Consider the following 19,566-nt stretch of genomic DNA (forward strand, 5'->3'; position numbering starts at 1 on the left):
TCTCCAATAAAGTTGAGAATGTGATGCCCACGGATGGGCAAACATCGGCGTTGCAACAGGACGTTGCGACGTTAGCCAATGATCCTTTATAGCTCATTACAAGCTAGCTTACTAAATCGAAAAGAAATCTTTTCGGGCCCCGCGAAAGTATTCGGTATTCGCTACAAAGCGACTCGTCACTTTCGTAGGTAATTTTTATANAGGTAATTTTTATATACTCGCACACATTCGAGTGTTACTGTTCAGTTTTCAAGGAACTTGTTTTCTTGTTGCGCCGTGTTTCAGCGGCGACTTTTATATTTTATAACATCACAGATTGAATTGCAAGCACTTTTTTAAATTTGTTTTTTTAAATTTCGAAGGCCTGCAATCTTTTTTTGTGACGACAAGACATAATATATCACACATCAATTGATATGGTCAATGATTTTTACAAAATAAAAAGCACAGGAATATTCCTCCTGCACTTTACATCTTTACATCGTACCTTTTAAGGAATTATCGATTGGCTTAAGCCCCTAGCTTCGTTCTCTTCTTCCATCTCTCCAATGTGCTTATTATTCTTCTCTATCGGAGATTTCTTATGGTAGCGCCCAAGCACGGCACTCATCACCATAATAGCAACAATAGAGTATAAAATCTGTATGTAACCAAATACTAAAAGCGCAGAGCATACAATACAAATATCTGTAATCATAATGGTTTTACCTGGATTAATACTGTAGTATCTGCTAAGGAACATAGCCAGAATATTAATGCCTCCGAGTGAAGAATTACTTCTGAAAAGAAGGATTAGTCCAAAACCAATTAACGCCCCACCTATAACTGCTCCAAAAAGCGAATGGACAATTGGAAGAGCTAACAAAGCAGTCAGAGCATCAGAAAGCAAGGAAAGCAATGTTACGCTCATAAATGTTTTAAGTGTAAATCCCATTCCTAACTGCTTTATAGATAACCAATAGAAAGGGAGATTAATTAAGAAGAAAAGCACACCAAAAGATAACCCGGTAATATGATGCAGCACGATGCTTATTCCAGCTGTACCTCCCAGCACCAAATCAGAAGCAGTAAAGACCCTGATACCAAGTGCTACCAAAAAACAACCGCCTAAAATCATGAACATTTGCCTTGCAAATGACACTTGAATAATGCCTCCTTCTCCTTATGTATCTCCTCCGGATAACTATTTTTATGCATTATTTTATGCATTTTATATATAAACAATAATGTTTTTTTATCTAATGATTACAATATAACATATTGTGCAATGTGTTTTCTATCTTAATTATATTAAAGAATAAGGCTTGCCCCCTAAGTTTTAAAATTCAATTTAAAATTAATAATCAAAATATTAAAATGCATGAAAATGAATATTTATACCACAAAGCTTTAAAGCGGTGAAGTAAATATACCTTACAAACATAAAACAACTTCTATATAATAATGAAGAAAAGCTTATTGGAAAGGAGAAGTTACCATGTCAATCATCGTGTACTCTGCACCAGGATGCAGCACTTGCGAGCTTGTTAAAAATTATTTAAAAGAAAAGGGACATGCATTTGAAGTTCGTGATTTACTTTCCAATCAGAAATACCAAAAAGAAGTCGAAGCACTAGGCATCATGGGGATTCCAGTTACTGTAGTCAATGGTAAAGCGATAAAAGGCTTTGAGCCAGCAGAATTAGATAAGCTTCTAGAGGAAGCGTAGCTTTCTTTTACTCTCCTTCTCACATAACTTTTAATAGCTGAAAAACACTAAGGAAGGCGACTGCATGTGTGCAATCGCCTTCCTTAGTGTTCACTATGTGTTTAAGTCTGCAATGTTTCCCGTAGACATATATAGCGACCATTCTCCGATGTTAGTCGCATGATCTCCAATACGCTCAAGTGATTGAAGTACTTTGATTAACTGCACACCTTCTTTAATTAATTCCGGCTGCTTTTCCATGCTCCACTCCACGTACTCGAAACACTTACTGTAATACCCATCGATGACATCATCCATCTCATCCAGCAGACGTAAACGACGAAAATCTCCGCTTTCAATGGCTTGCACACATACGCTTAACATTTCTTTTACTTTCTCAGCCATTGTAGGCATCTCAAACAAAGAGAGCTGATAAGTTTTTCCTTCTAGACGAACTACCACTTTTGCGATAGCAACAGCCAGATCTCCAATGCGCTCTAAATCAGTCACAATTTTTAAATATGAACCTATCGCCCGCAAATCGGCAGCGACAGGCGCTTGAAGTGCGATAAGGCGCAAGCTCATTTTAAAAATTTTCTCCGCCAGTACATTTAGTTTTTCATCACGTACGATAACTTCTCTGGCCAAATCGACATCCGCCTCTAGAAATGCTCTCCATGCTTGCAGGAAACCCGCCTGAGCAATCGTAGCCATCTCTGCCACTTCATTCGTTAATTGATTCAACTGCTTTTCTTGCATCCGAGCGCTCGCCCCCTTTCTTGGAAAGTACGTTTCTATATATAGATTACACTTGATATTTTGATATATGCATAACAGTATATTGAGATAAGAATAAAAGAAAAAGACGGTATCCTTGTATCATAAGACATAATCATTAATGAAAAGTTAAGCCATTGTTAATCTAAAGTGAAGATGTATGTCTTTATTTCCGATAAAAATAAAGTAAAAAATACCCCTGATTCAATGGACGGAGTATAGTAAACTACTAATATGCGATTCCATGTTTATACGCTTTAAGCAAACTTTATATCCGGAGGAAAATATGAAAACAAGAGGAAGACCTGATTTTCCCATACTTATCCTCACCCTCTTTCTTGTGGGATTTGGTATTGTAATTGTTTATAGCGCCAGTTCCGTTTTCTCCCTGGATAAGTTTGGGACTGACACATATTTCGTGAAAAAGCAGGCCTTATGGGCCGCAATTGGCTTAGCGTTTATGCTGTTCACAATGAATGTTCCGTATACATTCTATAAAAAACATTTTGTCGGCATTGCATTCATTGTCTTCTTATTACTCATTGCCGTGTTGATTCCCGGTATTGGTCTTTTAAGGAATGGGGCGCGAAGTTGGATTAATCTTGGATTTGCCTCACTACAACCAGCTGAATTCGCTAAGTTGGCAATAATTATCTACTTATCCGCACTTATTACAAAAAAGGGGGATAATATCCGCGATATTAAGAAAGGACTTGTTCCCGTCTTCGTGGTTTTAGGATTATTCTGCGGCGTAATTATGCTTCAGCCCGACTTCGGCTCTATGGTAATCCTCGTTCTGACCGCTATGGCAGTGATTGTAGCGGGCGGTGCTAACCTAAAGCATCTACTTTATGGCGGTGTTCCTTTCGCTATTGTGGGCTTTCTATTTGTGCTCCTCTCTCCATATCGTTGGAATCGACTGCAAAATGTAGGTGATCCATGGGCCGACGGAATGGATGGCCTAGGGACAGGCTATCAGTTGGCACATTCCTACTTTGCACTTGCTCATGGGGGGATTACGGGGGCGGGACTTGGCAAAAGTATTGAGAAATATCTTTATCTGCCTGAAGTGCAGACTGATTTTATCTTCTCAATTATAGGGGAAGAACTTGGCTTTATCGGAGCAGGCTTTTTCTTGCTGGTGTATCTATTCTTCCTATGGCGCATACTCGTTATCACTCTTCGTGTAAAAGATACATTTGCCGCACTCGTGGGTATCGGTGTTGTCAGTATGATTTTTGTCCAGGCATTTATTAATGTTGGTGGTGTTACCGGCCTTATTCCTATTACCGGTGTTCCATTGCCGTTCATTAGCTATGGTGGTTCTTCTCTACTGCTTAATATGATTAGTATCGGTATTATATTAAGTATTTCACGAGAGAACTATAAACAAACCGTTCAAAAGTTAGAAGGTCGGAGAAGCACCACGCAAAATACTCCAAAGGCAGTAACACAACGTCGTAAAGCGTAGGGAATATGTATGGCATCACCCCTCTCTAAAATATTGAGAGGGGCTTTTTATAGCTTTCTAACAATTACAGTATCCGTTTGTAGAAAGGTATAAAACAAAAAAAGACCCGGTCCGAAGACCGAGTCTTTTTTCATGCACAAAGTGCAGAAATTACTTAATGATAGTAGCAACCGCACCGGCACCTACAGTACGTCCGCCCTCACGGATAGCGAAACGAGTACCTTCTTCCATAGCGATTGGGCTGATGAGTTCAACAGTGATCTCAACGTTATCGCCAGGCATAACCATCTCAGTGCCTTCTGGCAGTTTGATGATACCAGTTACGTCTGTTGTACGGAAATAGAATTGCGGACGATAGTTCGCGAAGAACGGAGTGTGACGTCCACCCTCTTCTTTAGACAGAACATAGATTTGAGCTGTGAAAGTTGTGTGTGGTTTTACAGAAGCTGGTTTAGCAAGAACTTGCCCACGCTCGATATCTGTACGGTCAACACCACGCAGAAGCGCACCGATGTTGTCCCCAGCTTCAGCTTGGTCAAGAAGCTTACGGAACATTTCTACACCTGTAACAGTTGTAGTTTTTGGCTCTTCAGTAAGACCAATGATTTCAACTTGGTCACCAACTTTAACGACACCGCGCTCTACACGACCAGTAGCAACAGTACCACGGCCAGTGATAGAGAACACGTCCTCAACAGGCATCAAGAACGGTTGGTCAACAGCACGTTCTGGAGTTGGGATGTAGTCATCAACAGCAGCCATAAGCTCAAGAATACGTTGAGCCCATTCGCCAGTTGGGTTGTCAAGAGCTTCTTTAGCAGAACCTTTTACAACTGGGATGTCATCGCCAGGGAATTCGTACTCAGAAAGAAGGTCACGAATTTCCATTTCAACCAGTTCAAGCAATTCTTCATCGTCAACCATGTCGCATTTGTTCATGAATACAACGATGTAAGGAACGCCTACTTGGCGAGAAAGAAGGATGTGCTCACGAGTTTGTGGCATCGGACCGTCAGCAGCAGATACTACCAGGATCGCTCCGTCCATTTGAGCAGCACCAGTGATCATGTTTTTAACGTAGTCAGCATGTCCTGGGCAGTCAACGTGTGCATAGTGACGGTTCTCAGTCTCATACTCAACGTGTGCAGTAGAGATTGTGATACCGCGCTCACGCTCTTCTGGAGCAGCGTCAATGCTACCGTAATCCATAGCAGTCGCGCCACCAGTTTGAGAAAGTACAGTTGTGATAGCAGCTGTCAAAGTAGTTTTACCGTGGTCAACGTGACCGATAGTACCAATGTTTACGTGCGGTTTATTCCGCTCAAATTTAGCTTTAGCCATGTGGAAAAAAGCCTCCTTAATTAAAGGTTTTAAGAAGTATAAGTATTTATAAAGAAAGGTCCAAATGCAAGAAGGATATGTACCCTCTACACATTTTAAACCTTTCTTTAATTACAATAAAGGGGTTTGCTGAAAAATTACAGACCTTTAGCTTTTTTAACGATCTCTTCAGCGATGCTCTTCGGTACTTCTTCATAGTGATCGAAGTGCATAGAGTATGTGCCGCGGCCTTGTGTACGGGAACGCAGATTTGTTGCATATCCGAACATTTCGGAAAGCGGTACAAAACCACGAACCACTTGTGCATTACCACGGGCTTCCATACCTTCGATACGTCCGCGACGGGAGTTGATGTCACCCATGATGTCGCCCATGTATTCTTCCGGTACAGTTACTTCTACTTTCATCATTGGTTCGAGAATAGCTGGATTAGCTTTCTTTCCAGCTTCTTTCAAAGCCATAGAACCAGCGATTTTAAACGCCATCTCAGAGGAGTCAACCTCATGGTAGCTACCATGAACAAGCGTTGCTTTCAGGTCAAGGATCGGATATCCGGCAAGAACACCATTTGCCATAGATTCTTCGATACCAGCTTGAACAGCAGGGATGTATTCACGAGGAATCGCACCACCGACAATTTTGTTTTCGAACACGTAGCCGGAACCTGGTTCGCCTGGTTCGAATTCAACTACAACGTGACCGTATTGACCTTTACCACCAGATTGTTTTGCATACTTGGATTCAACTTTCGCACCTTGGCGGAAGGCTTCTTTGTATGCAACCTGTGGAGCACCAATATTCGCTTCTACTTTGAATTCACGTTTCATACGATCAACGATGATATCAAGGTGAAGCTCACCCATACCCCGAATGATCGTTTGACCTGTTTCTTCGTTAGTATGCGTTTTGAATGTTGGATCTTCCTCAGCCAATTTTGCAAGAGCCATACCCATTTTATCTTGGTCAGCTTTTGTTTTTGGCTCGATCGCGATATCGATAACCGGTTCAGGGAATTCCATAGATTCAAGAATTACAGGGTTTTTCTCATCACAAAGAGTGTCCCCTGTTGTTGTATCTTTCAAGCCTACGCCTGCAGCAATGTCCCCGGAATATACGATTTTGATCTCTTCACGGGAGTTTGCATGCATTTGTAGGATACGACCGATACGCTCACGCTTACCTTTTGTAGAGTTAAGTACGTATGAACCGGACTCAAGTGTACCTGAGTATACACGGAAGAACGTTAATTTACCTACATAAGGGTCAGTCATGATTTTGAATGCAAGCGCTGAGAATGGAGCTTCATCGCTTGATTCACGAGTTACTTGCTCATCGCTGTCTGGAACAACACCTTGGATCGCCGGTACATCAATCGGCGCCGGAAGGTAGTCGATAACAGCATCAAGCATCGGTTGAACACCTTTGTTTTTGAAGGCAGAGCCACAAGTAACCGGGAAGAAGTTAACGCTGATCGTCGCTTGACGAATCGCAGCTTTCAATTCTTCAACCGATACCTCTTCACCTTCCAGATATTTCATCATGAGTTCTTCATCAAAGTCAGCAACCGCTTCGATTAGTTGACCGCGAAGTTCTTCAGCTTGCTCAGCAAACTCAGCTGGGAAGCCTTCAGTGATTTCAATATCTGTTCCAAGGTCATTTGTATAAATGTATGTTTTCTTCTCAACAAGGTCGATGATGCCACGGAAGTTATCCTCTGCACCGATCGGCAATTGAATCGGATGCGCATTCGCTTGCAAACGCTCATGCAGCGTGCGTACGGAATAAAGGAAATCTGCACCCGTCTTGTCCATCTTGTTAACGAACACGATACGAGGTACACCGTATGTCGTAGCTTGACGCCATACTGTTTCCGTTTGTGGTTCTACACCGGACTGGGCATCAAGAACACCAACGGCTCCATCAAGAACACGAAGGGAACGTTCTACTTCAACAGTGAAGTCTACGTGACCAGGCGTGTCAATAATGTTTACACGGTGACCTTTCCATTGAGCAGTCGTAGCAGCCGAAGTGATCGTAATACCACGCTCTTGCTCTTGCTCCATCCAGTCCATTTGTGAAGCACCTTCATGTGTTTCACCAATCTTATGAACGCGGCCTGTATAAAACAGGATACGCTCAGTGGTCGTCGTTTTACCGGCATCAATGTGAGCCATGATACCAATATTACGAGTCTTGGCTAAGGGGAATTCGCGTCCCATGCAAGTACTAGCCCCTTTCTCATGTTAGAGATTTGGCAAAGCAAAGCGGATAAAGTATCCGCCTCGCATCCTACCAGCGGTAGTGAGCAAACGCTTTGTTCGCTTCCGCCATTTTGTGTGTGTCTTCACGCTTTTTCACGGCTGCGCCAGTGCTATTGGCAGCATCCAAGATTTCGCCTGCAAGACGTTCTTCCATTGTTTTCTCACCGCGTTTGCGGGAGTACTCTACCAACCAACGAAGTCCAAGAGTAGTACGGCGTTCCGGACGAACTTCAACCGGAACCTGGTAGTTTGCACCACCTACGCGACGAGCGCGCACTTCAAGAACCGGCATGATGTTTTTCATCGCTTCTTCAAACACTTCCATTGCATCACGGCCAGAACGTTGTTGAACAAGGTTGAAAGCATCATACAGGATGCGCTGAGAAACTCCGCGCTTACCGTCAATCATCATACGATTGATCAGGCGAGTTACTAGTTTGCTATTGTAAATCGGGTCAGGTAATACATCACGACGAGGTACTGGGCCTTTACGTGGCATTCGTTTCCCCTCCTTTGCCTTTAAGTTTTTACGTATGTCTTATATCGCTTGAAGCAGATTATGCTTTCGGCGCTTTCGGACGTTTTGTACCGTATTTAGAACGGGACTGATTGCGGTTTTGTACACCCGCTGTATCCAGGGCACCACGTACAATTTTGTAGCGTACACCTGGCAAGTCTTTAACACGGCCTCCACGAATAAGAACAACACTATGTTCTTGCAGGTTGTGACCGATACCCGGGATATACGCTGTAACCTCAATGCCGTTTGTCAAACGTACACGAGCGTATTTACGAAGCGCGGAGTTCGGTTTTTTCGGAGTCATCGTACCTACACGAGTACATACACCACGTTTTTGTGGGGAATTCGTGTCTGTTAACTCCTTCTTCATGCTGTTGTAGCCTTTTCCGAGAGCCGGAGATTTAGATTTATAAACCTTCTTTTCGCGACCTTTGCGCACGAGCTGGTTAATTGTTGGCATGCGTCGCACCTCCTTCCAATGTTACGCGTAAATTTAAGACCACAGGTCCTGGTGGTTCATCGATAGGCAAACGAAAAGTTTTTGCTCCCGGGAGCTACTTCCTGAAGAAGATCCCCCGGGAATAAGCAAAAACGTAAGTTAAGTTGCATATTATACTTTTAAACCAACCACTGCAGCTCCTACGTCGATCCCGCATGCCTTACCGAGTCGGCGCATCGAATCAACATAGTGAACTGGCAGACCTTTATCTTGGCAGAGTGAAATAACCTTACCGGTTAATCGGGCATCCGCATCCCTGGCTACAACCACTTCGGATATCTTTCCGAATTCAATGGCGCGCGAGGTCTGCTTCGCACCAATCACAGTTGCTTTAGCCTGCTCCACTTTTTCATAAGACATTTTCATATCCTCCAAAGCAGTATTAGGCACACTCAGATATCATATCACTTGCGACAATTTGTGTCAACAAGTTTTATTCATTATTTCTCAAGCATAACATCTTCCAGTTGATTTTCCGGAAGAACAACTCCGGAAGCTTCCTCAGCTGGCATAAGTTCATGCTCTAAAGAAATATTGCGGTAACGGTTCATACCTGTACCTGCAGGCACCAACTTACCTATGATAACATTCTCTTTCAAGCCTAACAAGCGGTCAACTTTTCCTTTGATCGCTGCATCCGTCAGGACACGCGTTGTTTCCTGGAATGATGCCGCGGATAAGAAGGAATCCGTTTCAAGCGATGCTTTAGTAATACCTAGCAGCACCGGACGAGCTACGGCAGGCTGTTTACCTTCCCACAGCGTCTTCTTATTGGCTTCTTCGAACTCGTGAATTTCTACATAAGAACCCGGAAGAAGATCGGTATCTCCGTTATCCACAACGCGAACCTTGCGTAGCATCTGACGGATCATAACTTCCACGTGCTTATCGTTAATTTCTACACCCTGCATGCGGTATACTTTTTGAACTTCTTGCAGGATATAGTATTGAACGCCTCGCATACCACGGATTTTCAGCATTTCTTTCGGGTCAATAGAACCTTCGGTCAATTCCTCACCGATATCGACTCTACTGCCGACGCTTACTTTTAAGCGGGAGCCGTAAGGGATTTGATATACCTTGTTCTCGGTTTCACCGCGAATCTCGACTTCACGACGATCTTTACCCTCGCGAATATCAATAACTTCCCCTTCGATTTCAGTGATAACCGCCTGGCCTTTCGGATTCCGAGCTTCAAACAGCTCCTGAATACGCGGTAGACCTTGTGTGATATCGTCCCCGGCAACCCCACCGGTATGGAACGTACGCATTGTCAACTGTGTACCCGGTTCTCCAATGGATTGTGCAGCGATAATACCAACCGCTTCTCCAATATCAACTTTCTTGCCAGTCGCCAAATTGCGGCCGTAACATTTTTTACATACGCCATGCTGCGTCCGGCAACCGATAACGGAGCGAATGTTCACTTCGGTAATACCGGCAGCCATGATTTCATCAGCAATGTTCTCATCGATAAGCTCATTGCGACCTACGATGACCTCACCCGTCTCTGGATGGCGTACTGTCTGGAAGGAATAGCGTCCAGCAATCCGATCGTACAGATCCTCAATGATTTCTTTTCCGTCGCGCAAAGCCCCTGCCTTAACGCCTTTATCTGTACCGCAATCTTCCTCACGCACGATAACATCCTGCGCAACGTCAACAAGACGGCGAGTAAGATAACCAGAGTCCGCAGTACGAAGGGCCGTATCTGCCAGACCTTTCCGCGCACCATGCGTGGAAATAAAGTATTCCAATACGGTCAGACCTTCACGGAAGTTAGATTTAATTGGAAGCTCAATGATACGTCCAGACGGATTTGCCATCAAACCACGCATACCAGCAAGCTGGGTAATCTGCGATACGTTACCACGGGCACCAGATGTCGCCATCATATTAATAGCGTTGAATTTATCAAGCGAAGCCATGAGAACCTTAGTTACATCGTCTTTCGCTTTACTCCAGATGCTGATAACCCGGTCATAACGCTCATTTTCCGTGATCAAACCACGACGATATTGCTGTAGAACTTTCTGTACTTGCTCGTCAGCATTTGCAAGAATTTCTTGCTTTTCGTCCGGCGTTTTAATATCGGCAACCGCAACGGTAATACCCGCCTTGGTCGAATACTTAAAGCCGTTCGCTTTAATCCGGTCAAGAATAACCGATGTTTGCGTCGTACCAAAACGACGGAAGCACTCGGAGATGATTGTACCTAGATATCCCTTCTTCACCGCTTCCTGCTCAGGAAGTTGTTCCAGGAATTCTTTTACATTCGTACCTTTTTCAAAGATAAAGAACGTGTCAGGAACATTCTTCTGCAAATTTGCTTTCGTCGGCTCATTGATAAACGGCAGTTCCGGCGGGAAAATTTCATTGAAAATGAGCTTCCCAACTGTTGTCACCATCAATGGAGCTTCCGCCTGCTTCGGCGTAAAGGATGTTTTGTTCAAGCTCTTCGGCGGAATAGCAATACGGGCATGAAGCGTAATATGTCCGTTCGCATACGCCGCGATCGCTTGATTCGGATTGGAGAATACATGGCCCTCGCCTTTGGCTGCCTTGTTCTCCATCGTCAAATAATACGTACCAAGTACCATGTCCTGAGAAGGCGTAACGACAGGCTTTCCATCTTTCGGGTTCAAGATGTTTTGCGCTGCCAGCATCAAGATGCGGGCTTCCGCTTGTGCTTCTGCCGATAGCGGAACGTGCACGGCCATCTGATCACCGTCAAAGTCAGCATTGTATGCTGTACATACAAGCGGATGCAGGCGAATCGCGCGTCCTTCAACCAACGTCGGTTCAAACGCTTGAATTCCCAGTCTATGCAGTGTAGGGGCACGGTTTAAAAGAACCGGATGTTCCTTAATGACATCCTCTAAAACATCCCACACTTCTGGATGAACGCGTTCCACTTTACGCTTTGCAGATTTAATATTATGAGCCAGCCCTTTGCTGACAAGTTCTTTCATTACGAAAGGCTTAAACAGTTCAAGCGCCATCTCTTTCGGCAAACCGCATTGGTACATTTTTAGGTGTGGACCTACAACGATAACAGAACGTCCAGAGTAGTCAACACGCTTACCAAGCAAATTCTGACGGAAGCGTCCTTGTTTACCTTTCAGCATATGGCTAAGAGATTTCAATGGACGGTTTCCTGGCCCAGTAACCGGACGGCCGCGGCGGCCGTTGTCGATAAGAGCATCTACGGCTTCCTGCAACATACGTTTTTCATTCTGTACGATGATATCCGGCGCACCCAGATCCAGAAGACGCTTAAGACGATTGTTCCGGTTAATTACACGGCGATACAAATCATTCAAGTCGGACGTCGCGAAACGTCCACCATCAAGTTGTACCATCGGACGAAGTTCCGGCGGAATAACCGGTAGTACGTCAAGCACCATCCAATCCGGGTTGTTACCTGAATTACGGAATGCTTCCAGCACTTCCAAGCGCTTGATTACACGATTGCGGCGTTGCCCTTGTGCCGATTTTAATTCCTCTTTCAAGTAATCGACTTCTTTATCCAGGTCAATTTCCGCAAGTAGACGCTTAATTGCTTCCGCACCCATGGAAGCCGTGAAGGAGGCTCCGTACTTCTCGCGGTAGTTGCGATATTCCTTCTCGGATAGTAGCTGTTTTTTCTCCAGCGGCGTCTCACCTGCATCGACGACTACGTACGATGCAAAGTAGATAACCTCTTCCAGAGAACGCGGAGACATGTCAAGCACAAGCCCCATACGGCTTGGAATTCCTTTGAAATACCAGATATGGGAGACCGGGGCAGCCAACTCAATGTGCCCCATGCGCTCCCGGCGTACTTTCGCGCGAGTAACTTCAACTCCACAGCGATCGCAGACTACGCCTTTATAACGAACACGCTTGTACTTTCCGCAATGGCATTCCCAGTCCTTCGTCGGTCCGAAAATTTTCTCGCAGAACAAGCCTTCTTTTTCCGGCTTTAATGTCCGGTAGTTAATGGTTTCCGGTTTCTTGACCTCACCGTAAGACCAGGAACGAATCTTATCGGGTGATGCGAGGCCAATTTTCATATACTCAAAATTATTCACATCTAACAAGGCGCATACCTCCCATTACTTCCCGGTTTCATCCTTTACTCTTCGGTGCCGCTGATGTTCAGGTGCAACTTCTCTCCAGATGTATCATCGTCTTCATCCGTATCCCGCATCTCAATTTCTTGCTCGTCTTCAGAGAGGATTTTTACATCCATACCTAAACTTTGCAGCTCTTTAATCAATACTTTAAAGGACTCCGGTACACCAGGTTCCGGTACATTTTCTCCTTTAACAATGGACTCGTATGTCTTCACACGACCTACGACGTCATCCGACTTGACAGTAAGAATTTCCTGGAGTGTATAAGCCGCGCCGTATGCTTCAAGCGCCCATACCTCCATCTCCCCGAAGCGCTGACCACCGAACTGGGCTTTACCGCCAAGCGGTTGCTGGGTAACGAGAGAGTACGGCCCTGTAGAGCGGGCGTGGATTTTGTCATCTACCATGTGCGCCAGTTTAATCATGTACATGACGCCTACGGTTACTGTACGGTCAAACGGTTCACCCGTACGTCCATCATACAGAAGTGTCTTACCTGTACGGCTTAGACCTGCTTCTTCAAGCGTATCGAATACATCATCTTCTGTTGCTCCATCGAATACTGGCGTGGCGATATGAATGCCAAGTGATTTGGCTGCCATACCTAGATGCACTTCGAGAGCCTGACCGATGTTCATACGGGACGGTACGCCTAGCGGATTCAATACAACCTGGACAGGCGTGCCATCTGGCAAGAAAGGCATATCCTCTTCTGGAAGAACACGAGCAATAACCCCTTTGTTACCATGACGTCCGGCCATTTTATCCCCTACGGAGATTTTACGTTTTTGTGCAATATATACGCGCACGAGCTGATTTACACCCGGCGGAAGTTCATCGCCATTCTCACGAGTAAAGACTTTCACATCAACAACGATACCGGATCCACCATGTGGTACGCGCAGGGACGTATCACGCACCTCACGCGCTTTCTCACCAAAGATGGCGTGCAGCAGACGCTCTTCCGCAGTCAGTTCGGTTACCCCTTTTGGCGTGACCTTACCTACTAGAATATCGCCGTCCTTAATCTCAGCACCGATGCGGATAATACCGCGCTCATCAAGGTTACGCAACGCGTCTTCCCCAACGTTCGGGATGTCGCGTGTAATCTCTTCTGGACCGAGTTTCGTGTCACGGGCTTCCGCTTCGTATTCTTCGATATGAATCGACGTATACACATCTTCTTTTACGAGCTTTTCACTTAGTAGAATAGCATCCTCGTAGTTATAACCTTCCCAGGTCATAAATGCGACGACAACGTTGCGGCCAAGAGCAAGTTCGCCTTTTTCCGTTGAAGGACCATCAGCGATAATATCTCCTGGTTTCACCACTTCGCCTCGCTTGATAATCGGACGCTGGTTAATGCATGTTCCCTGGTTGGAACGTTCGAATTTATGCAGCTTGTATTTGTCGATATCACCCATAATCGTGCGGCCGTCTACTTCCTCTTGACGGCGCACCCAGATCTCGCGGGCAGTTACACGCTCGACGACACCTGGACGACGCACAACCGTAGCTACTCCGGAGTCTTTGGCAGCTGTATGCTCCATACCAGTACCGATGAACGGAGCTTCTGGCACAAGCAAAGGTACAGCCTGACGCTGCATGTTCGCCCCCATCAAGGCACGGTTGGCGTCATCGTTCTCCAAGAACGGAATCATTGCAGTCGCAACAGACACGACCTGTTTCGGCGATACGTCCATATAGTCAACTTTATCGCGTGGCACAGTAACGATTTCACCTTTGCGACGGCAGATAACCATCTCGTTCTCGAACTGGCCATCTTCCGTTAGAGGTGCATTAGCCTGTGCTATGTTGTATACGTCCTCTTCGTCCGCAGTCAGGTATTCGATCTCCATCGTTACGCGGTTCGTTTCCGGATCGATTTTACGACGCGGCGTTTCGATAAAGCCGTATTCATTAATACGTGCATAAGAGGACAATGAGTTAATCAGACCGATGTTCGGCCCCTCCGGCGTCTCAATCGGGCACATGCGACCATAGTGAGAATGGTGAACGTCACGCACTTCGAAACCGGCACGTTCACGAGTCAAGCCCCCTGGTCCAAGCGCAGACAGACGACGCTTATGTGTAAGTTCTGCCAATGGATTCGTCTGATCCATAAACTGAGATAATTGGGAGCTACCAAAGAACTCTTTAATCGCCGCAATAACCGGACGAATATTAATAAGAGCTTGTGGCGTAATTGCATTTGCATCCTGGATGGACATACGCTCGCGCACTACGCGCTCCATACGAGACAGACCAATACGGAATTGGTTCTGAAGCAATTCACCTACAGAACGTAGACGGCGGTTACCCAGATGGTCAATATCATCCGTCGTACCGATACCGTGCAACAGATTAATGAAATAGTTGATAGAAGAGATAATATCAGCCGGCGTAATATGTTTTGTTTTCTTGTCAATTACACCGTTTGACGTAACTTTAATTACTTTTCCGTCTTCCGTCGGCGAGAAAATATTAATAGACTGCAGACGAATATCTTCTTCTAGCACGCCACCACGAGGTTTTACGGTTACATAACCAACGTTGTCTTCGAGGTATGGCATGATGCGGTCGAGCAGGCGGCGATCAAGCATTTGACCTGCTTCTGCAATAATCTCACCTGTCTCTGTATCAATTAACGTTTCAGCAAGGCGCTGATTGAATAATCTATTCTTAATATGAAGCTTCTTATTAATCTTGTAACGTCCTACATTTGCCAGATCATAACGCTTCGGATCGAAGAAGCGAGAGATTAGCAAGCTTTTTGCATTCTCAACCGTTGGTGGCTCACCTGGACGTAGTCTTTCATAGATTTCGATAAGTGCTTTTTCAGTTGATTCTGTGTTGTCTTTTTCTAACGTATTTCTGATGTATTCATCTTCACCGAGCAAATTAAGAATCTCTACATCGGTGCCAAATCCTAATGCACGCAAAAGAACCGTAACGGGGATCTTCCTTGTACGGTCGATACGAACATAGATAATATCCTTCGCGTCGGTTTCAAGTTCAAGCCATGCGCCTCGGTTTGGAATCACGGTTGCCGCATAAGCTTGCTTACCATTCTTATCTACTTTTGTGCTGAAATAAACGCTAGGAGAACGAACAAGCTGACTGACAATAACCCTCTCAGCTCCATTGATAATGAAAGTACCCGTCTCTGTCATAAGCGGGAAATCACCCATGAATACTTCCTGTTCCTTGACTTCTCCCGTTTCCTTGTTGATGAGACGAACTTTCACCCGCAGCGGGGCAGCAAACGTTACATCTCGTTCTTTTGATTCATCGACAGAGTACTTAGGCTCCCCTAAACTATAATCGATAAATTCAAGAACAAGATTACCTGTGAAATCCTGAATCGGAGAAATATCATGGAACATCTCACGCAGTCCCTCGTCTAGGAACCACTGATATGACTTCTGTTGGATTTCAATCAGGTTAGGTAATTCCATTACCTCTTTAATTCTCGCGTAGCTGCGACGCTGGCGATGACGTCCACACTGAATTAGATGACCTGCCAACTTATTCACCTCTCAAACCGAGTTTTTGCACAAAAAAGAACAAAGTCTCTCTCTATTTAGAGAAGACTTTATTATTAATTTGAAGAGCCGGATGGTAATATTACCCCAGTATTCCCCTGACGCAATATTCTCATACTTACTTCACAAACCTTCCTTTCTTTAGACAAAAAAAAGGTTGACATTTTATGCAATTTCCACTTACTCGTTCACATATTCAGTGGCATTAAATAACGATATCACATTCAAAATATAATGTCAACTCAAGATTTTGTTGCCTGAAAGATGGAATAACCCTTCTTTTTTGCGACTTCCCGTACTTCAGAATATAACTCTTGCAGTTTTATAAGCGCGGAAGGCGCCCCCTGCTTCTTTTGAATTACAACCCATAGACTTCCACCAGGTGCAAGAAAGTTCAACGCATCTTCGAAAATACCATGAACAACTTGCTTTCCAGCTCGGATCGGTGGATTGGTCAGAATGACATCAAACTTCCGTTCAGGAGGAACAGAAGAAAAGCGGTCACTGACAATTACCTGTGCATTCGAAATCCCATTTGCGGCGAGATTTCGATTTGCAAGCGACACAGCTCTTTCATTTATGTCCAACATCATTACACGACCGGACGGTGTAAGCGATGCGGCGGTCATTCCAATCGGACCATACCCGCAGCCCACATCGAGAACGTCCATCCCGTCTTCGATTTCCATCATCTCGATTAAGAGCACGCTGCCGAAATCAATGCGATTTTTCGAGAAAACACCGCGATCGGTAATAAAACGAAACTCTCTGCCACGCAAATCGAACGTAAAAGTCTGTTCCATGCTGTCGGCTCCGGGTTGATTCGTATAGTAATGTTCCATCCGCGTCACCTCATATTAGCTTTATTAAAAGTAGAAGATAGAAGAGCAGAACCTACTTCACTATTCTAACCCTTTATTCCTTATCTCTTACTTCTATTTCTAAAATAAAGCCCGGCGTATTGATACGCCGGGCTTTATGCGAGCAGTTAAAAAACTACTTAAGTTCAACAGATGCGCCAGCTTCTTCAAGCTTAGCTTTGATTTGCTCAGCTTCTTCTTTAGCAACGCCTTCTTTAACGTTAGCAGGAGCGCCATCAACCATAGCTTTCGCTTCTTTCAGGCCAAGACCTGTGATTTCGCGAACAACTTTGATAACGTTGATTTTGGAAGCACCAGCGCTTGCCAGAACAACTGTGAATTCACTTTGTTCAGCTTCAGCAGCACCGCCAGCAGCGCCACCCATAACTGCTACTGGAGCAGCTGCAGTTACACCGAATTCTTCTTCGATTGCTTTAACAAGATCGTTCAGTTCAAGAACGGACATTTCTTTAATCGCTTCAATGATTTGTTCTTTACTCATTGTGTTATCCTCCTAACAAATTATCAGATTAGGCTTCTTGGCCTTCTTTTTGGTCACCGACAGCTTTAACAGCAAGCGCGAAGTTGCGTATAGGTGCTTGAAGCACGCTAAGCAACATAGAGAGCAGACCTTCGCGGTTCGGCAGGCTAGCGATTGCCTTCACTTCGTCAACGGAAAGCACTTTACCTTCCATTACGCCACCCTTGATTTCAAGAGCTTCGTTTGCTTTTGCGAAATCAGAGAGAACTTTCGCTGCAGCGATTTCGTCTTCGCTGCTGAATGCGATGGCTGTAGGACCAGTCAAAGCTGCATCCAGTTCGCTCAGACCAGCTTCGGCAGTCGCACGACGAGTCATCGTGTTTTTGTACACTTTGAACTCTACGCCTGCTTCGCGACACTTTTTACGCAGTTCAGTTACTTGAGCTACGTTCAGACCACGATAGTCAGTTACGACTGTGCCTTTGCTGTTTTGAAGTTTTTCAACGATTTCGTTAACGATTTGAACTTTCTCTTCACGTACGGACATGTTTGCACCTCCTGTAGCATGAGACTTTTATAATGAAAAAAGCCCACGCAGACATGCGAAGGCTTCGGATATATTAATTCAATATCTTCATCAGCACCTCGGAAGGATATTAAGCCTTGGAAATCCTAGGCACCTTCTGTCTACGGTAACGGCATATTCATTTATCAACAAAAAACATTCTATCAATATTAAAAAGCAATGTCAAGAAATTATTTTGTAGGAACAGAAACTTTTACTCCTGGGCCCATTGTAGAGCTTACAGTAATGTTTTTCATGTATGTTCCTTTTGCAGCAGCCGGCTTCGCCTTTTGCAGAGTGTCGATAAGCGTGCTCAAGTTGTCAGCAAGCTTATCCAGTTCGAAAGATACTTTTCCGATTGGAGCGTGAATGTTACCCGCTTTATCAGTACGGTATTCGATCTTACCTGCTTTAATTTCTTTTACTGCTTTCTCAACTTCGAATGTTACTGTACCAGTTTTCGGATTTGGCATTAAGCCTTTTGGTCCAAGCACACGACCAAGTTTACCTACAGTACCCATCATGTCCGGTGTCGCAACAACTACGTCAAACTCAAACCAACCTTGTTGGATTTTGTTTACGAACTCTTCGTCACCTACATAATCTGCGCCTGCAGCTTCAGCTTCTTTTGCTTTTTCGCCTTTAGCAAATACAAGCACACGCTGAGTTTTACCTGTTCCGTGCGGAAGTACGACAGCTCCGCGGATTTGTTGATCGTTTTTACGCGGATCAACACCAAGGCGGAATGCTACTTCTACAGTTTCATCAAATTTAGCTTTCGAAGCTTTTTTTACGAGTTCGAGAGCTTCGCTGATTTCATAAGCAACATTACGATCGATCAGCTTTGTAGCTTCTAAGTAGTTTTTACCCTTTTTCGCCACGTTAATTTCCTCCTTAATTGTGGTTTTAACGGTTGTGCCTCCCACGAAACAGGGCTGCGCGTCGACGGAATAACCCGTACCTACACAACCCTGCGGCAGAAACGTGTTTGGTTAGCCAGCCAATTAGTCAACGATTGTGATGCCCATGCTGCGTGCAGTACCTTCTACCATACGCATAGCAGCTTCAACATCTGCAGCATTCAGATCAGGCATTTTTGTTTCAGCGATTTCGCGAACTTTATCGCGTTTCACAGTCGCAACTTTTGTTTTATTCGGTACAGCGGAACCGGACTCAATTCCAGCAGCTTTCTTCAACAGAACGGCAGCTGGTGGAGTTTTTGTAATGAATGTGAAAGAACGATCTTCGAATACCGTAATCTCAACAGGAATAATAAGACCTGCTTGTTCTTGTGTACGAGCGTTGAATTCTTTACAGAATCCCATGATGTTCACGCCTGCTTGACCGAGAGCCGGACCAACCGGTGGTGCCGGGTTCGCTTTACCTGCAGGGATTTGAAGTTTAACAACTTTGATAACTTTTTTAGCCATGTGGTACACCT

General features: G+C 44.7%; 16 protein-coding genes and 1 other annotated feature. Of the genes, 2 read left to right on the forward strand and 14 right to left on the reverse strand.

Translation table 11 applies throughout. The features are described from left to right. Positions 1–490: 490 nt before the first annotated feature. Complete coding sequence (locus AF333_RS26855) at positions 491–1,141, reverse strand: YitT family protein (protein ID WP_043063750.1); 651 nt, start codon at positions 1,139–1,141, stop codon at positions 491–493. 336 nt (positions 1,142–1,477) lie between these two features. Here AF333_RS26855 and AF333_RS26860 point away from each other — a divergent pair, with 336 nt between their 5' ends. Further along, the gene (locus AF333_RS26860) at positions 1,478–1,708 is read left to right on the forward strand and encodes a glutaredoxin family protein (protein ID WP_043063751.1); all 231 of its coding nucleotides are present in this window, start codon (positions 1,478–1,480) and stop codon (positions 1,706–1,708) included. Between the two features lie 93 nt (positions 1,709–1,801). Here the strand turns inward: AF333_RS26860 and phoU are convergent, their stop codons facing one another. Beyond that, the gene (gene phoU / locus AF333_RS26865; RefSeq protein WP_043063752.1) at positions 1,802–2,446 is read right to left on the reverse strand and encodes a phosphate signaling complex protein PhoU; all 645 of its coding nucleotides are present in this window, start codon (positions 2,444–2,446) and stop codon (positions 1,802–1,804) included. Between the two features lie 304 nt (positions 2,447–2,750). Here phoU and ftsW point away from each other — a divergent pair, with 304 nt between their 5' ends. Further along, complete coding sequence (ftsW, locus tag AF333_RS26870) at positions 2,751–3,935, forward strand: putative lipid II flippase FtsW (protein ID WP_043063753.1); 1,185 nt, start codon at positions 2,751–2,753, stop codon at positions 3,933–3,935. A gap of 150 nt (positions 3,936–4,085) precedes the next feature. Here ftsW and tuf read toward each other — a convergent pair whose 3' ends face one another. From tuf to rplK, 12 genes are all read right to left on the reverse strand, one after another. Next, positions 4,086–5,276, reverse strand: coding sequence for an elongation factor Tu (tuf, locus tag AF333_RS26875; protein WP_021623683.1), 1,191 nt, complete (start codon positions 5,274–5,276; stop codon positions 4,086–4,088). A 137-nt stretch (positions 5,277–5,413) separates the two neighbouring features. Beyond that, positions 5,414–7,495 carry an elongation factor G gene (gene fusA / locus AF333_RS26880; RefSeq protein ID WP_043063754.1) on the reverse strand — a complete coding sequence of 694 codons (2,082 nt, stop codon included), beginning with the start codon at positions 7,493–7,495 and terminating at the stop codon, positions 5,414–5,416. 70 nt (positions 7,496–7,565) lie between these two features. Beyond that, positions 7,566–8,036, reverse strand: a complete 471-nt coding sequence (gene rpsG, locus AF333_RS26885; RefSeq protein WP_040304161.1) for a 30S ribosomal protein S7 — start codon at positions 8,034–8,036, stop codon at positions 7,566–7,568. Between the two features lie 58 nt (positions 8,037–8,094). Then, positions 8,095–8,517 carry a 30S ribosomal protein S12 gene (gene rpsL / locus AF333_RS26890; protein ID WP_021623680.1) on the reverse strand — a complete coding sequence of 141 codons (423 nt, stop codon included), beginning with the start codon at positions 8,515–8,517 and terminating at the stop codon, positions 8,095–8,097. Between the two features lie 150 nt (positions 8,518–8,667). After that, positions 8,668–8,916, reverse strand: a complete 249-nt coding sequence (locus AF333_RS26895; RefSeq protein WP_043063755.1) for a 50S ribosomal protein L7ae-like protein — start codon at positions 8,914–8,916, stop codon at positions 8,668–8,670. 80 nt (positions 8,917–8,996) lie between these two features. Continuing rightward, on the reverse strand, positions 8,997–12,638 hold the full coding sequence (gene rpoC / locus AF333_RS26900) for a DNA-directed RNA polymerase subunit beta' (RefSeq protein ID WP_043063756.1): 3,642 nt from the start codon (positions 12,636–12,638) through the stop codon (positions 8,997–8,999). A 35-nt stretch (positions 12,639–12,673) separates the two neighbouring features. Beyond that, positions 12,674–16,201 (reverse strand): DNA-directed RNA polymerase subunit beta, encoded by a 3,528-nt coding sequence (gene rpoB, locus AF333_RS26905; RefSeq protein ID WP_043063757.1) that lies wholly within the window; start codon positions 16,199–16,201, stop codon positions 12,674–12,676. 260 nt (positions 16,202–16,461) lie between these two features. Continuing rightward, positions 16,462–17,061 carry a class I SAM-dependent methyltransferase gene (locus tag AF333_RS26910; RefSeq protein ID WP_043063758.1) on the reverse strand — a complete coding sequence of 200 codons (600 nt, stop codon included), beginning with the start codon at positions 17,059–17,061 and terminating at the stop codon, positions 16,462–16,464. A 154-nt stretch (positions 17,062–17,215) separates the two neighbouring features. Beyond that, a complete protein-coding gene (gene rplL, locus AF333_RS26915) occupies positions 17,216–17,581 on the reverse strand; it encodes a 50S ribosomal protein L7/L12 (RefSeq protein ID WP_043063759.1) in 366 nt (121 codons plus the stop codon). A gap of 28 nt (positions 17,582–17,609) precedes the next feature. Then, a complete protein-coding gene (rplJ, locus tag AF333_RS26920) occupies positions 17,610–18,107 on the reverse strand; it encodes a 50S ribosomal protein L10 (protein ID WP_043063760.1) in 498 nt (165 codons plus the stop codon). Positions 18,108–18,133: 26 nt separating this feature from the next. After that, positions 18,134–18,271, reverse strand: a sequence feature (ribosomal protein L10 leader region). A gap of 45 nt (positions 18,272–18,316) precedes the next feature. After that, on the reverse strand, positions 18,317–19,006 hold the full coding sequence (rplA, locus tag AF333_RS26925) for a 50S ribosomal protein L1 (RefSeq protein WP_043063761.1): 690 nt from the start codon (positions 19,004–19,006) through the stop codon (positions 18,317–18,319). 123 nt (positions 19,007–19,129) lie between these two features. Then, the gene (rplK, locus tag AF333_RS26930) at positions 19,130–19,555 is read right to left on the reverse strand and encodes a 50S ribosomal protein L11 (protein ID WP_021623672.1); all 426 of its coding nucleotides are present in this window, start codon (positions 19,553–19,555) and stop codon (positions 19,130–19,132) included. Between the last annotated feature and the right edge of the window lie 11 nt (positions 19,556–19,566).

Source organism: Aneurinibacillus migulanus, assembly GCF_001274715.1.
GTDB lineage: Bacteria > Bacillota > Bacilli > Aneurinibacillales > Aneurinibacillaceae > Aneurinibacillus > Aneurinibacillus migulanus.

Bases quoted from the DNA above. Each gene is read 5' to 3' on its own strand.
- AF333_RS26860 (WP_043063751.1), top strand. From the start codon at position 1,478: ATGTCAATCATCGTGTACTCTGCACCAGGATGCAGCACTTGCGAGCTT.
- phoU (WP_043063752.1), bottom strand. From the start codon at position 2,446: ATGCAAGAAAAGCAGTTGAATCAATTAACGAATGAAGTGGCAGAGATG.
- ftsW (WP_043063753.1), top strand. From the start codon at position 2,751: ATGAAAACAAGAGGAAGACCTGATTTTCCCATACTTATCCTCACCCTC.
- tuf (WP_021623683.1), bottom strand. From the start codon at position 5,276: ATGGCTAAAGCTAAATTTGAGCGGAATAAACCGCACGTAAACATTGGT.
- fusA (WP_043063754.1), bottom strand. From the start codon at position 7,495: ATGGGACGCGAATTCCCCTTAGCCAAGACTCGTAATATTGGTATCATG.
- rpsG (WP_040304161.1), bottom strand. From the start codon at position 8,036: ATGCCACGTAAAGGCCCAGTACCTCGTCGTGATGTATTACCTGACCCG.
- rpsL (WP_021623680.1), bottom strand. From the start codon at position 8,517: ATGCCAACAATTAACCAGCTCGTGCGCAAAGGTCGCGAAAAGAAGGTT.
- AF333_RS26895 (WP_043063755.1), bottom strand. From the start codon at position 8,916: ATGTCTTATGAAAAAGTGGAGCAGGCTAAAGCAACTGTGATTGGTGCG.
- AF333_RS26910 (WP_043063758.1), bottom strand. From the start codon at position 17,061: ATGGAACATTACTATACGAATCAACCCGGAGCCGACAGCATGGAACAG.
- rplL (WP_043063759.1), bottom strand. From the start codon at position 17,581: ATGAGTAAAGAACAAATCATTGAAGCGATTAAAGAAATGTCCGTTCTT.
- rplJ (WP_043063760.1), bottom strand. From the start codon at position 18,107: ATGTCCGTACGTGAAGAGAAAGTTCAAATCGTTAACGAAATCGTTGAA.
- rplK (WP_021623672.1), bottom strand. From the start codon at position 19,555: ATGGCTAAAAAAGTTATCAAAGTTGTTAAACTTCAAATCCCTGCAGGT.